Here is a 13,457-nt window from a genome sequence, read left to right as displayed (position 1 = left end):
GTCTTCGTAAGGCCATGAGCTGTGACGTTTCTGCATGCCGGAAGGCGGGTGTTCCCCTTGCAAACCCAGGCGAACAGCGGGCTTCCGTATGCCTCGTGAGCCTCAGCATCCGGTCGAGTCGCCGTGTGGTCCAGATTGTGGACCTGCTGCACCTCACCTGTACGAGGGATGCGCGCCAGGGCGCACGCCACCGGCGCACACCGCGCGAAGTCACCCCTCCCGCTGGGTGTGCGCCCCCTCATAAGGTGTGACCAGGCGTACGCGTCCGAACGGTCGGGCGGCGTGTGCTCCGTCACGGCGGCCGCGCGGGGGTTCGCGGTATACGGGACGAGGTCGCCTCACGCGGGATCGCCTGCGTGATGCGTCGGCCCGGCACGCCCCGTACGGCGGCCGGGACGGGTGTCGCGAGCGTGCTCCGGCGGCGTGGGCGGGGACTCCCGCCCACCGTGCGGGGTGTGCTCCACTGAACGGGTCAAGGAGGACCTACGGTGACGGATTCGACGAAACGCCCGGGCGCCCCCCGGCTGCGCGCCGTGCTGGACGGCGTACCGCTGTACAAGCCGGGCAGGCCCGCGGTCTCCGCCACCGGCGAGCCCGCGTACAAGCTGTCCTCCAACGAGAACCCCTACCCGCCGCTGCCCGGTGTGCTGGAGGCGGCCGTGACCGCGGCCGGCACCTTCCACCGCTACCCGGACCTGGCCTGCTCGGGCCTGACCGCCGAGCTGGCCAAGCGCTTCGACGTGCCGGAGGCCCACGTGGCGACCGGCACCGGCTCGGTCGGCGTGGCGCAGCAGCTGCTCCAGGCGACCGCGGGCCCGGGCGACGAGGTGATCTACGCGTGGCGGTCCTTCGAGGCGTACCCGATCATCACGCAGATCTCCGGCGCGACCTCCGTACAGGTGCCGCTGAACGCCGACGAGACGCACGACCTGGACGCGATGGCCGCCGCGATCACCGACCGCACCCGGCTGATCTTCGTCTGCAACCCCAACAACCCCACCGGCACCGTGGTGCGCCGCGCCGAGCTGGAACGGTTCCTCGATCGCATGCCGTCCGACGTGCTGGTCGTGCTGGACGAGGCGTACCGCGAGTTCATCCGGGACGCCGAGGTGCCGGACGGCATCGAGCTGTACCGGGACCGGCCGAACGTCTGCGTGCTGCGCACCTTCTCCAAGGCGTACGGCCTGGCGGGTCTGCGGATCGGCTTCGCGGTGGCGCACGAGCCGGTGGCCGCCGCGCTGCGCAAGACGGCGGTGCCGTTCGGCGTGAGCCAGCTGGCGCAGGACGCGGCCGTCGCCTCGCTGCGTTCCGAGGAAGCGCTGCTGGAACGGGTGGAGGCGCTGGTGGCGGAGCGGGCCCGGGTGGTCGAGGGGCTGACGTCGCAGGGCTGGACGGTACCGAAGACGCAGGCGAACTTCGTCTGGCTGCGGCTGGGCGAGGCGACCACCGACTTCGCCGCGTTCTGCGAGAAGGCCGGGGTCGTGGTGCGGCCGTTCGCCGGTGAGGGCGTACGGGTGACGATCGGCGAGACCGAGGCGAACGACATCTTCCTGACCGCGGCGGCCGCGTACCGCGAGAAGTCGTGACGATGGCGTACCGCGAGAAATCGTGACGATTACGTACCGCGAACGGTCGTGACGACGGCGACCACGTAACGCGGGGACACCCGCGCGGCGGGAACGACGGCCGACCGGCTGGTCGGCCAGCGACGAAGTGTCGTATTCAGCACGTAGGGGCGCGCCATTCCGGCGCGCCCCTACGTCGTTCGTGCGCCCCTACGGTGACGGAGAGGGGCCCGGCGACCACATGTGAACGGGCTCACGTACCCCCGGCTGCACCCTGCGTCAAGCCCTGGGTAATAATGCTTGTGAATGTGAACGCTTTCACAAGCGCGCACAATGTCCTGTTGATCCTGCCGTGACATGCGGACGGATCGGCACGAAGCGGATCAGCGGGACGCCCGCACCAACCGCGCCGAGGTAAGGAGACGCGACGTGGACCTCGCACTGGCACCGGAGACTCTGGCGCGCTGGCAGTTCGGCATCACGACCGTCTACCACTTCCTGTTCGTCCCGCTCACCATCAGCCTTTCGGCCGTCACCGCCGGCCTGGAGACGGCCTGGGTGCGCACCGGCAAGGAGAAGTACTTCCACGCCACGAAGTTCTGGGGAAAGCTCTTCCTGATCAACATCGCGATGGGCGTGGTCACCGGCATCGTCCAGGAGTTCCAGTTCGGCATGAACTGGTCGTCGTACTCCCGCTTCGTCGGCGACGTCTTCGGCGCCCCGCTGGCGATGGAGGCGCTGCTGGCCTTCTTCTTCGAGTCGACCTTCATCGGGCTGTGGATCTTCGGCTGGGACCGGCTGCCGAAGAAGATCCACTGCGCCTGCATCTGGATCGTGGCGGTCGGCACCCTGCTGTCCGCGTACTTCATCCTGGCCGCCAACTCCTGGATGCAGCACCCCAACGGCTACACCATCGACCCGCACACCCACCGCGCCCGCCTGACCAGCATCTGGACCGTGCTGACCCAGAACACCACGCTGGTGCAGGCCTTCCACACCCTCACCGCCTCCTTCCTCACCGGCGCCGCCTTCGTCGTCGGCATCGCCTCGTACCACCTGTGGCGGGCCAAGCGGGCGCAGGCCGCCGGGCGCACCCCGGACACCCGGGAACGCAAGAAGATCGGCGCGATGCGCAGCTCGCTGCGGACCGGCCTGGTCATCGCCGTGATCGCCGGCATGGGCACCGCGATCAGCGGCGACACCCTCGGCAAGGTGATGTTCGAGCAGCAGCCCATGAAGATGGCGTCCGCCGAGGCACTGTGGGACACCCAGACCCCGGCGCCGTTCTCGGTCTTCGCGGTCGGCGACGTCGCCCAGGGCCACAACTCGGTGGAGCTGTCGGTACCCGGCCTGCTGTCCTTCCTCGCGCACGACGACTTCACCCAGTCCGTGCCCGGCATCAACAACGTGGCCAAGGCGGAGGCCGCCAAGTACGGCGGGCAGCCCAAGGACTACATCCCCAACATCTTCGTCACCTTCTGGGGATTCCGGCTGATGATCGGCTTCGGCATGACCTCCTTCGCCGCCGGGGCGATCGGGCTGTGGACCACCCGCCGCAAGCGCTGGCTCGCCCCTCAGATGCGCACCGGCGAGGACGAGGTGCCGCGGCTGATGCTCACGCCGCACCGCGAGATGTCGACGTTCTTCACCAAGTGGTCGTGGCGCATCGGCATCCTGACCATGGGTTTCCCGCTGCTGGCCAACTCCTTCGGCTGGATCTTCACCGAGATGGGCCGTCAGCCCTGGGTGGTCTACGGGCTGATGAAGACGCGCGACGCGGTCTCCCCCGGCGTCGGCCAGGCCGAGGTCATCACCTCCATCGCCGTCTTCACCGTGCTCTACGCGGTCCTGGCGCTCATCGAGGTGCGGCTGATGATCCAGTACGCCAAGGCCGGACCGGTGGTCGACGAGGAACCGCCGACCCGCGACCCCCGGCTGCGCGGCCCCTCCGGCGGTGACGGCGACGACACCGGTGCCGAGGCGGACAAGCCGCTCGCCTTCGCCTACTGACGCGACGGACCAGGACTCGGAAAGCCAGGGCCCGGAAGACTCGGAAAACGAGGTAACACCATGCATCTCCACGACGTCTGGTTCGTGCTGATCGCCGTCCTGTGGACCGGCTACTTCTTCCTGGAGGGCTTCGACTTCGGGATCGGCGTGCTCACCAAGCTGCTGGCCCGCGACGAGACCGAACGCCGGGTGCTGATCAACACGATCGGCCCGGTCTGGGACGGCAACGAGGTCTGGCTGCTCACCGCGGGCGGCGCCACCTTCGCCGCGTTCCCCGACTGGTACGCCACCCTCTTCAGCGGTTTCTACCTGCCGCTGCTGGTCATCCTGGTTTGCTTGATCGTGCGCGGCGTGGCCTTCGAGTACCGGGCCAAGCGCGACGACGAACGCTGGAAGCGCAACTGGGAGCACGCGATCTTCTACGCCTCCGTGCTGCCCGCCTTCCTGTGGGGCGTGGCCTTCGCCAACATCGTGCGGGGCGTGCCGATCGACGCCGCCAAGAACTTCACCGGCGGCGTGCTCGACCTGTTCAGCCCCTACGCGCTGCTGGGCGGCGCGGTCACCTTCACCCTGTTCACCTTCCACGGCGCGGTGTTCGCCGCCCTCAAGACGCTCGGCGACATCCGCGAGCGGGCCCGCAGGACGGCCGGCCGGCTCGGACTCCTCACGGCCGTGCTCGCCTCGGCCTTCCTGGCCTGGACGCAGGTGCACAGCGGCAACCCGCGCAGCCTCGGCGCCCTCGCGGTGGCCGTCGCCGCGCTCATCGTGGCGCTGCTGTGCAACCGCTCCGGGCGCGAGGGCTGGGCGTTCGCCCTGTCCGGGGTGACCATCGCGGCGGCCGTCGCGACGCTCTTCCTCGCGCTGTTCCCCGACGTGATGCCCTCCAGCACCAACCCGGCCTGGAGCCTGACGGTCTCCAACGCCTCGTCCAGCCCGTACACCCTGCGGATCATGACCTGGGTGGCCGGCATCGCCACCCCGATGGTCATCGCCTACCAGGCGTGGACCTACTGGGTCTTCCGCAAGCGCATCGGCACCCACCACATCCCCGGCCCCGCGCACCACTGAGAGCGCGACGCCGCCCACGGACAGGGCACAGCGCCCACGGACTGGGCTCAGCGCCCACGGACAGGTCTCAGCCCAAGGAGGTGACCGCAGCCGTGCGACCCGTCGACCCGCGACTGCTCCGGTACGCCAGGAGCACCCGCGTCTTCCTCGCCGCCACGGTGGCGCTCGGCCTGGCCGGGGCGGGACTGGTCGTCGCCCAGGCGACGCTGCTGGTCCACGTCGTCGTCGGCGCGTTCCAGCATCACCGGGACCTGCACGGGCTGCTCCCCGCGATCGGCCTGCTCGTGGCGGTCTCGGCCGGCCGGGCCGCGATCAGCTGGCTCACCGAACTCGCCGCGCACCGCACCAGCGCCGCGGTCAAGTCGCAGCTGCGGCGCGGGCTGCTGGAGCGCGCGACCCGGCTCGCCCCCACCCGGCCCGGCTCACGGCGCACCGGCGAGCTGACCACCCTCGCGCTGCGCGGCACCGACGCGCTCGACGACTACTTCGCGCGCTACCTGCCGCAGCTCGGGCTGGCCGTCGTGGTGCCCGCGGTCGTGCTGGCCAGGATCGTCACCGCCGACTGGGAGTCGGCACTGATCATCGTGCTGACGCTGCCGCTGATCCCGGTGTTCATGGCTCTGATCGGCTGGTACACCGACGCCCGTATGAAGCGCCAGTGGCGGCTCCTGTCCCGGCTGTCCGGCCACTTCCTCGACGTGGTGGCCGGGCTGCCGACGCTCAAGGTCTTCGGCCGGGCCAAGGCCCAGGCCGCCTCCATCCGCCGGATAACCGACGACTACCGCCGGGCCACCCTCAAGACCCTGCGGATCGCCTTCCTCTCCTCCTTCGCGCTGGAGCTGCTGTCCACCATCTCGGTCGCCCTTGTCGCTGTCGGCATCGGCTTCCGGCTGGTGGACGGCAGCCTGGACCTGTCCACCGGGCTGCTCGTGCTCGTGCTGGCGCCCGAGGCGTACCTGCCGCTGCGCCAGGTCGGCGCGCAGTATCACGCGGCGGCGGAGGGACTGGCCGCGGCCGACGAGATCTTCGCCGTCCTGGAGACCGAACCGCCCGCCGCGGGCACCCTGCCCGCACCCGACCCGCGCACCAGCCCGATCACCTTCGAACGGGTGACGGTGTGTCACGAAGGCCGTACGCGGCCGTCCCTGCCGGAGACCAGCCTCGACGTCCGGCCCGGCGAGACCGTCGCCCTCGTCGGCCCCTCCGGCGCGGGCAAGACCACACTGCTGGCCGCGTTGCTGGGCTTCGTCCGGCCCGCCTCCGGCCGTATTCGCATCGGCTCCACCGATCTCACCTCCCTCGACCCCGACAACTGGCGGACCCGGATCGCCTGGGTCCCCCAGCACCCCTACCTCTTCGCCGGCTCGGTCGCGGAGAACGTCCGCCTCGCCCGGCCCGGCGCGAGCGACGACGAGGTACGGCAGGCCCTGCGCGACGCCGACGCCCTCGCCTTCGTGAACAGCCTGCCACGGGGCACTGACACCCGGCTCGGCGAAGGCGGCGCGGGCCTGTCCGCGGGGCAGCGGCAACGCCTCGCGCTGGCCCGGGCGTTCCTCGCCGACCGGCCGTTGCTGCTGCTCGACGAGCCGACCGCGGGACTCGACGGGGAGACCGAGGCCTCGGTCGTCGAGGCGGTACGGCGGCTGGCGCGCGGCCGCACGGTGATCCTGGTCGTGCACCGGCCCGCGCTGCTGGCGGTGGCGGACCGGGTCGTGCGGATCGGGGAGGAGGGCTCGGCGGCTTCGGGGGGAGGCGAGGGGATCGCGGCCGGGCGAGTGGCCTCAGGTCCGGGTGCTCCTGGTGGGGCCGCCTCCGGCCTCCGTGAGCTGCCGCCGTCGGGCGGTCGCCCGGAGGGATCCGCCCAGGACGTCCAGCACCCCGCTCGCCGGGGCGCGTTGGCGCGCGTGCGGCGGATGGCACGCCCTCTGCGCCCCCAGTTCGCGCTCGCGCTGCTGATGGGCGCCCTCGCGCTCGGCAGCGCGATCGGGCTGATGGCGACCTCCGGCTGGCTGATCTCCCGCGCGTCCCAGCAGCCTCCGGTGCTCTACCTGTTGGTCGCCACGACGGCGACCCGCACCTTCGGCATCGGCCGGGCGGTCTTCCGCTACGCGGAGCGCCTGATCTCGCACGACGCCGTGTTCCGCGCGCTGGCCGACCTGCGCGCGGCCGTCTACCGCAGGCTGGAGCGCCTGGCGCCCGGCGGACTGTGCGACACCCGCCGTGGCGACCTGCTCTCCCGGCTGGTCGCCGATGTCGACTCGCTCCAGGACTACTTCCTGCGCTGGCTGCTGCCCGCCGCGACCGCGGTGCTGGTGAGCGCCGGCGCGGTCGGGTTCGACGCGTGGATGCTGCCGTCGGCGGGCGTGGTGCTGGCCGCGGGACTGCTGGCGGCGGGTGTCCTCGTACCGCTGCTGTCCTCGTCGCTCTCGCGTCGTACGGAGGCCGGACTCGCTCCTTCGCGCGGCGAGTTGTCCACCCAGGTGGTCGACGTGCTGTCCGGGACCGCGGAGTTGACGGTCGCCGGGGCCCTGCCGGAACGGCTGGCGCGGGCGGCCCGGGCCGACGGGGTGCTGACCCGGCTGGCGGCCCGTTCGTCCGCCGCGACCGCGCTCGGCGCCGGACTGGTCACCCTGGTCACCGGGCTCACGGTCGTGGGCAGCGCCTGCGTGGGCGTGGCCGCCGTCGCGGCCGGACGGCTGCACGGGGTCGACCTCGCGGTGGTCCTCCTGCTGCCGCTCGCCGCCTTCGAGGCGGTCACCGGCATCCCGCTCGCGGTGCAGCACCGGCAGCGCGCCAGGCGCGCTGCGGGGCGTGTGCAGGACGTGCTGGACGCCCCCGTGCCCGTACGCGAACCGGAGGCGCCGACCGCGCCGCCCGCGTCCCCGTACCCGCTGATCGTCCGCGACCTGACGGTGCGCCACCCGGGTGGTGCGGCCCCCGCGCTCGACGGGCTGTCGCTGACGCTGACCGCCGGGCGGCGGATCGCGGTGGTCGGGGCGTCCGGCGCAGGAAAGACGACGCTGGCGCAGACACTGCTGCGCTTCGTGGACCGCGAATCCGGCACGTATACGTTGGGCGGGGTGGACGCCTCCGCGCTGGACGGGGACGACGTGCGGCGGCTGGTGGGGCTGTGCGCCCAGGACGCGCACGTCTTCGACAGCTCGGTGCGCGAGAACCTGCGCCTGGCACGCGCCGACGCCACCGACGACGACCTGCGCGCCGCGCTCGCCTCCGCGCGCCTGCTCGACTGGGTGGATTCGCTCCCCGACGGCCTCGACACCCTCGTCGGTGAGCACGGCGCCCGGATGTCCGGCGGCCAGCGGCAACGCCTCGCGCTGGCCCGGGCCCTGCTCGCCGACTTCCCCGTCCTCGTCCTGGACGAGCCCGCGGAACACCTCGACCTGGCCACGGCGGACGCCCTCACCGCGGACCTGCTGCGGGCCACCGAGGGCCGGACGACAGTGCTGATCACGCATCGGCTGGCCGGGCTCGCGGCGCCGGACGCGGTGGACGAGATCGTGGTGCTCGACGGCGGGCGTGCCGTGCAGCGCGGTACGTACGACGAACTCGCCGACACTTCCGGCCCGTTCCGCCGTCTGCTGGACCGTGAGCGCGCGGCGGAACCGATGCCGGTGGGCTGAGCGTTACCCGTACGAGGCCGCCGACGGCCGACTACGCGCGGGGAGCGCTGACTACGCGCGGGCTGCGAGGACCGACTCGATGACGCGGGCCACGCCGTCGTCCTCGTTGGCCGCCGTGCGCAAGGTGGTGGCGGCCAGGACGTCGGGGTGGGCGTTGGCGACCGCGTAGGAGGTGCCCGCCCAGCCGAGCATCTCCAGGTCGTTCGGCATGTCGCCGACGGCGACGACCTCGGCGGCGGTGATGCCGCGCTCCGCGCAGCAACGGGCCAGCGTCGTCGCCTTGCTGACGCCGACGCCGCTGATCTCCAGCAGCGCGGACGGGCTGGAGCGGGTGAACTCCGCGTGCTCGCCCGCCGCCGCCCGCGCCGTCGCCAGGAACTCGTCCGGGTCGGCGGAGGGGTGCTTGGCCAGCAGCTTCAGCAGGGGCTGCGCGGGGTCCGCCACGAGCAGGTCCTCGACCGGGGCGACCATCGAGTCCGGCTCGGCCCAGGGCGCCGAATAACCCGGCTCGTAGTGGAACCCGTGGGTGCGCTCGACGGCGAAGGCCGTGCCGGGGACGGCCGCGCGCAGCGTGCCGACGACGGTGAGCGCGTCGGCCTCGGCGAGCGGGTAGGCGGCGAGCAGCTCGTTGCGGCGCAGGTCGTAGACGCCCGCGCCGTTTGCGCAGATGGCGGTGGCGTGACCGGCGACGTGCTCGGCGACGACGCTCATCCAGCGGGCCGGCCTGCCGGTGACGAAGAACACCTCGACGCCCGCCTCTTCGGCCGCGGCGAGCGCGGCGATGGTGCGGTCGGAGACCGTCTTGTCGTCGCGCAGCAGGGTGCCGTCCAGGTCGGTCGCGATCAGCCGGGGCGCGGGCCTCACGGCGTGCGGCTCGGGGGTGGCGGGGGTCCGATAGGTCGAGGTCACGGCTCCATAGTGGCGTACACCCGCGCGTGGATGTGGTGAAGGGGCGTGTGGGAGTGCGCTCGCGTTCGGCGCGCGCTTCGTGCTCCTACGGCACCCGGCGGTTCGGAAAACGATCCAATCCGCCGCACCGCCCGCACCGAATGCCCCACGAGATCCGCAGACCGCGACATCCACGCAAGGAGAAACTCATGACCTCCACCACGAGCCGGACCGGGCGCGCCGTCCTCGCCGTGGCCGCCACGGCGGCGCTCGCCGTCGGCGTCAGCGCGTGTTCCGGGAGCAGCAGCGCGAAGGGCGGCGCGTCCTCCAGCGCCACATCGAGCACCACGGCCGCCGCGCACAGCTCACCGACGATGGCCGACGCCCCCTTCGGCCCCGGCTGCTCGGCGGTGCCCAAGAGCGGCTCGGGCAGCTTCAACGGCATGGCCACCGACCCGGTCGCCACCGCCGCGTCCAACAACCCGGCGCTCTCCACCCTGGTCGCCGCCGTCAAGAAGGCGGGCCTGGTCGACACCCTCAACTCGGCCCAGAACATCACCGTCTTCGCACCGGACAACGCGGCCTTCGCCAAGATCCCGAAGGCGACGCTCGACAAGGTGCTCAACGACAAGGCGATGCTCACCAAGATCCTCACCTACCACGTCGTCGGCAAGCGGCTCACGCCGCAGGACCTGGCGCACGGCACGTACCCGACGCTGGAGAAGCAGACCCTGATGACGTCCGGCTCCGGCACGTCGTACACGGTCAACAACACGGCGCACGTGGTGTGTGGCAACGTGCGGACCGCCAACGCCAACGTCGAGATCATCGACACGGTGCTGATGCCGCCGTCCTCCTGAATCCGGGTGAATCTCCGATCCGGACCAATCCGTACCGGGCGCGGTGCCGAACCCTTCAGTGACGACGTCACTGCCCGGAGGTGTGCATGCGCGCGGTAGCCCGCGGCGACGACCAACCCTCGGCGCCGCGCCCCGGCGCCCTGGAGACCCTGCTGGACCGCGTGTCCCGCGGGGACCAGGACGCCTTCGACGGTGTCTACACCGCGGTCGCCGGATCGGTGCTGGGCCTGGTGCGCCGGGTCCTGCGCGATCCGGCGCAGTCGGAAGAGGTGGCACAGGAGGTACTGATCGAGGTGTGGCGGTCCGCCGCCCGCTTCGATCCCCGGCAGGGCAGCGCCATGGCCTGGATCATGACGGTCGCCCACCGGCGCGCGGTGGACCGGGTGCGCTCGGCGCAGGCGTCCACCGCGCGCGAGCACAAGGCGGCGGCACGGGACCACCGCCCCGCCTTCGACGAGGTCAGCGAGCAGGTCGAACGACGCCTGGAACGCGAGCAGGTACGCCGCTGCCTCGAACAGCTGACCGCTCTGCAACGGGAGTCGGTCACCCTCGCGTACTACCGCGGCTACACCTACCGGGAGACGGCCGACCTGCTGGACACCGCGCTCGGCACGGTCAAGACCCGGCTCAGGGACGGCCTGATCCGGCTCCGTGACTGCCTGGGGGTGACCTCGTGACCACCGTCGACCTGCACACCCTCACCGGTGCCTACGCACTCGACGCGCTGCCGGAGGCCGAGGAGCGTGAGTTCGCGGGCCATCTCGAAGCGTGCGAGGCGTGCGCCCGAGAGGTGGCCGAACTGCGGGAGACCGCGGCGCGGCTGGCGCTCGCGGTGGCCGAGGTGCCGCCGACCGCGCTGCGCTCCCGGGTCATGGCGGCGATCCCCGAGGTCAGGCAACTTCCGCCCCGCGCACGGCAGGACACCGTCCGCCCGTTGCGCGCCCGCGGCTGGCGGCAGCGCATGCCGTACCTGGCCGCGGCGGCGTGCCTGGTGGGCGCGGCGGTCGCCGGCGGTGTCGCGGTCAACGCCGAGCACGAGGCCGACCAGGCCCGGGCTCATACCGCCCGGGCGGAGCAGCAGGCAGCCCAGGTGCAGTCGGTCCTGGCCGCGCCGGACGCCACCGTGCGCACGGCCGCGCTCAAGGGTGGCGGCACCGGCACCGTGGTCGCCTCCAAGCAGCTCGGCAGGACCGCGTTCCTCTACAGCGACCTTCCCGCGCTGCCCGGCTCCCACGTCTACGAGCTGTGGTACAGCCGCAACGGCACCATGGTGCCCGCCGGGCTGGTCGCCTCCGGCAGCACCAGCGGATCGACCGTCCTGGCGGGTGCCCCGGCGGGTGCGGCGGGCGTGGGTGTCACCGTCGAGCCGCACGGCGGCTCGCCCCGCCCGACGACTGCACCGGTGCTGTTGGTCCCGCTGTCCTGAGAGTTGGTCCCGCTGTCCCGAGACAAGAGTGGGGCGCGCCTCCCTGTTTCACGGGTCCTGTTTCACGTGAAACAGGGAGGCGCGACGTGTTCCACGTGAAACGTTGGAGGGGCGACCCGATCGGGTCGCCCCTCCAACGTGCGTGCGCGGCGTGTGCGTTCACGACGGGTTCACGACGCCTGGACCACCACCGAGTGCCAGCCGGTGGCGCCGTTCGGGACCGTGCCCACCCGGTGTTCGGGCTGTGTCTGGCCGTCCTGGTCGGTGGCGCGGACCTCCAAGGTGTGCGAGCCGGAGGTGACGACCCACGGCCAGACCCACTGGCGCCAGGTGTCCTTGGTGTCCTGCGCGGCCAGCCTGGCCTGCTCCCACGGTCCGCCGTCCACCCGGACCTCCACGCGCGCGACCCCACGGTGCTGGGCCCACGCCACCCCCGCGACCGGCACGGTGGTGCCCGCCTTCAGCGAGGCGAGCGGCTTGGGAGTGTCGATGCGCGACTCCGTCTTGATGGGGGCTTCGCGCGACCAGGAGCGCTTCACCCAGTACGCGTCGTAGTCCGCGAACGTCGTCAGCTCCAGCTCCTGGAGCCACTTGCAGGCCGACACGTAGCCGTACAGGCCCGGCACCACCATGCGCACCGGGAAACCGTGGTCGAACGGCAGCGGCTGTCCGTTCATGCCGAGCGCCAGCATCGCGTCGCGTCCGTCCATCACGGTCTCCACGGGGCTGCCGATCGTCATGCCGTCCACCGAGCGGGCCACCAGTTGGTCCGCGCGACCACCCCGCGACGGCGGCCGTACCCCTGCCTCGCGCAGGATGTCGGCCAGCCGCACGCCGATCCAGCGGGCATTGCCCACGTAGGGCCCGCCGACCTCGTTGGAGACGCAGGTCAGGGTGATGTCGCGCTCGATGAGGTCGCGCCGCAGCAGATCGTCGTAGCTCAGGTCCAGCTCCCCGGCGATCCCCTTGCCGTGCACGCGCAGCCGCCAGGTCGTGGCGTCCACCCGGGGCACGACCAGGGCGGTGTCGACGCGGTAGAACGAGCCGTCGGGCGTCAGGAAGCGGCTGAGCCCTGGCAGCCGCAGGTCGGCCCCGGCGGGCACCGGCGCGGCCGGGGAGGCGGGCGCGGGCAGTCGCACGGCGGCGCGTGAGGCGGTCGCCTGGGCCCCGCTGTGGGCGTTCAGGGACCTGCCCAGCAGACCGGTCCCGGCGGAGGCCGCGGCCGCGGCTCCGGCGGCCAGCAGGAACCCCCTGCGGTCGAAGCCGCCGGTCGGGGCGGGCGCCGCGGCATCGTCGGCCGTGGCGGGAGCATCGTCGGCCGGGCCGGGGGTGCCGGCCCGGTCCCCTCGGCGTGGTCTCCGGACGCCCCACGCCAGGCGCCCCGCCAGCCCGTACAGCACGGCGGCGCCCGCCACGGCCCCCACCAGCGACGGCGCGACGTCAGCGGGGTGCGCGTAAGGCCGGGTCGCCGCGGCGAGCGCGCCCACCGCCCCGAACAGCAGCACGCCCAGCGCGCCGGTTCTGCGCAGGCGCAGCGCGATCAGGCCGAGGGCCACCGCGAACAGGGCCAGGACGACCACGATGCCCAGTTGCAGCACGGTCTTGTCGTTCGTCCCGAAGTGCTCGACGGCGTAGTTCTTCAGCGCGGGTGGGGTGAGGTCGATGGACGCGCCGCCCACCGCCGTCACCGGGCTCGCCTGTGGGCGCACCGCGGCCGCCGTCAGCTCGGCGACCGCCAGCGCCGCGAAGCCCGCGACCAGTCCGGCGAGTGCGCCCAGTGCGGTCCGTACGACTCGTGCTCCTCGCGAAGGGCGCACCGTGTCGTCGCTGTCCGTGCCGACGCGGTTCTCGTTCGTGTTCTCGTTGCCAGGGTCCACACAGAGCGATTCGAGGCGGTCGCGGCCCCGGCTTGGCCTGTGCCGACGCCCCACCGCGTGGGCTTGCGGCCCTCGCACGCCACGCCCGGAAATCTTGGACCAATCCGTTTGGCCCCCCGGCG

Annotated in this window: 9 protein-coding genes; 7 read left to right on the top strand and 2 right to left on the bottom strand. The window is 72.4% G+C overall.

Features of this window, described 5'->3' with window-relative positions:
• The first annotated feature begins 488 nt into the window (after positions 1 to 488).
• The 4 genes from hisC (at position 489) to cydD (ending at position 8,284) form a co-directional block, all read left to right on the top strand.
• Positions 489 to 1,586 (top strand): histidinol-phosphate transaminase, encoded by a 1,098-nt coding sequence (gene hisC / locus K7472_RS17975; RefSeq protein WP_222979206.1) that lies wholly within the window; start codon positions 489 to 491, stop codon positions 1,584 to 1,586.
• A 408-nt stretch (positions 1,587 to 1,994) separates the two neighbouring features.
• Entirely contained in the window at positions 1,995 to 3,575 is a 1,581-nt protein-coding gene (locus K7472_RS17970; protein WP_222979204.1) for a cytochrome ubiquinol oxidase subunit I, read from the top strand.
• Positions 3,576 to 3,635: 60 nt separating this feature from the next.
• Entirely contained in the window at positions 3,636 to 4,643 is a 1,008-nt protein-coding gene (gene cydB / locus K7472_RS17965; RefSeq protein WP_222979202.1) for a cytochrome d ubiquinol oxidase subunit II, read from the top strand.
• A gap of 92 nt (positions 4,644 to 4,735) precedes the next feature.
• On the top strand, positions 4,736 to 8,284 hold the full coding sequence (gene cydD / locus K7472_RS17960; protein WP_222979200.1) for a thiol reductant ABC exporter subunit CydD: 3,549 nt from the start codon (positions 4,736 to 4,738) through the stop codon (positions 8,282 to 8,284).
• Between the two features lie 51 nt (positions 8,285 to 8,335).
• Here the strand turns inward: cydD and K7472_RS17955 are convergent, their stop codons facing one another.
• Positions 8,336 to 9,193: a Cof-type HAD-IIB family hydrolase gene (locus K7472_RS17955; RefSeq protein ID WP_222979190.1), complete on the bottom strand. Its 858-nt coding sequence runs from the start codon at positions 9,191 to 9,193 to the stop codon at positions 8,336 to 8,338.
• Between the two features lie 188 nt (positions 9,194 to 9,381).
• Here K7472_RS17955 and K7472_RS17950 point away from each other — a divergent pair, with 188 nt between their 5' ends.
• The 3 genes from K7472_RS17950 (at position 9,382) to K7472_RS17940 (ending at position 11,458) form a co-directional block, all read left to right on the top strand.
• Entirely contained in the window at positions 9,382 to 10,032 is a 651-nt protein-coding gene (locus K7472_RS17950) for a fasciclin domain-containing protein (RefSeq protein WP_222979188.1), read from the top strand.
• A gap of 86 nt (positions 10,033 to 10,118) precedes the next feature.
• Positions 10,119 to 10,709: an ECF RNA polymerase sigma factor SigK gene (gene sigK, locus K7472_RS17945; protein ID WP_222979186.1), complete on the top strand. Its 591-nt coding sequence runs from the start codon at positions 10,119 to 10,121 to the stop codon at positions 10,707 to 10,709.
• Positions 10,706 to 11,458 carry an anti-sigma factor gene (locus tag K7472_RS17940; RefSeq protein ID WP_222979184.1) on the top strand — a complete coding sequence of 251 codons (753 nt, stop codon included), beginning with the start codon at positions 10,706 to 10,708 and terminating at the stop codon, positions 11,456 to 11,458. Before sigK ends, K7472_RS17940 begins: the two co-directional genes overlap by 4 nt.
• Positions 11,459 to 11,628: 170 nt before the next feature.
• On the opposite strand, the gene K7472_RS17935 is transcribed toward K7472_RS17940, so the two are convergent.
• Complete coding sequence (locus K7472_RS17935; protein WP_222979344.1) at positions 11,629 to 13,275, bottom strand: molybdopterin-dependent oxidoreductase; 1,647 nt, start codon at positions 13,273 to 13,275, stop codon at positions 11,629 to 11,631.
• Between the last annotated feature and the right edge of the window lie 182 nt (positions 13,276 to 13,457).

This window comes from Streptantibioticus parmotrematis (assembly GCF_019890615.1).
Taxonomy (GTDB): domain Bacteria; phylum Actinomycetota; class Actinomycetes; order Streptomycetales; family Streptomycetaceae; genus Streptantibioticus_D; species Streptantibioticus_D parmotrematis.
The sequence above is the reverse complement of the archived record's forward strand: the minus strand, read 5'-3'. Positions and strand labels throughout refer to the sequence as shown.

What these genes read in the sequence shown, in the direction of transcription:
- cydB (WP_222979202.1), top strand. Translation starts at nt 3,636, where the DNA reads ATGCATCTCCACGACGTCTGGTTCGTGCTGATCGCCGTCCTGTGGACC.
- K7472_RS17950 (WP_222979188.1), top strand. Translation starts at nt 9,382, where the DNA reads ATGACCTCCACCACGAGCCGGACCGGGCGCGCCGTCCTCGCCGTGGCC.
- sigK (WP_222979186.1), top strand. Translation starts at nt 10,119, where the DNA reads ATGCGCGCGGTAGCCCGCGGCGACGACCAACCCTCGGCGCCGCGCCCC.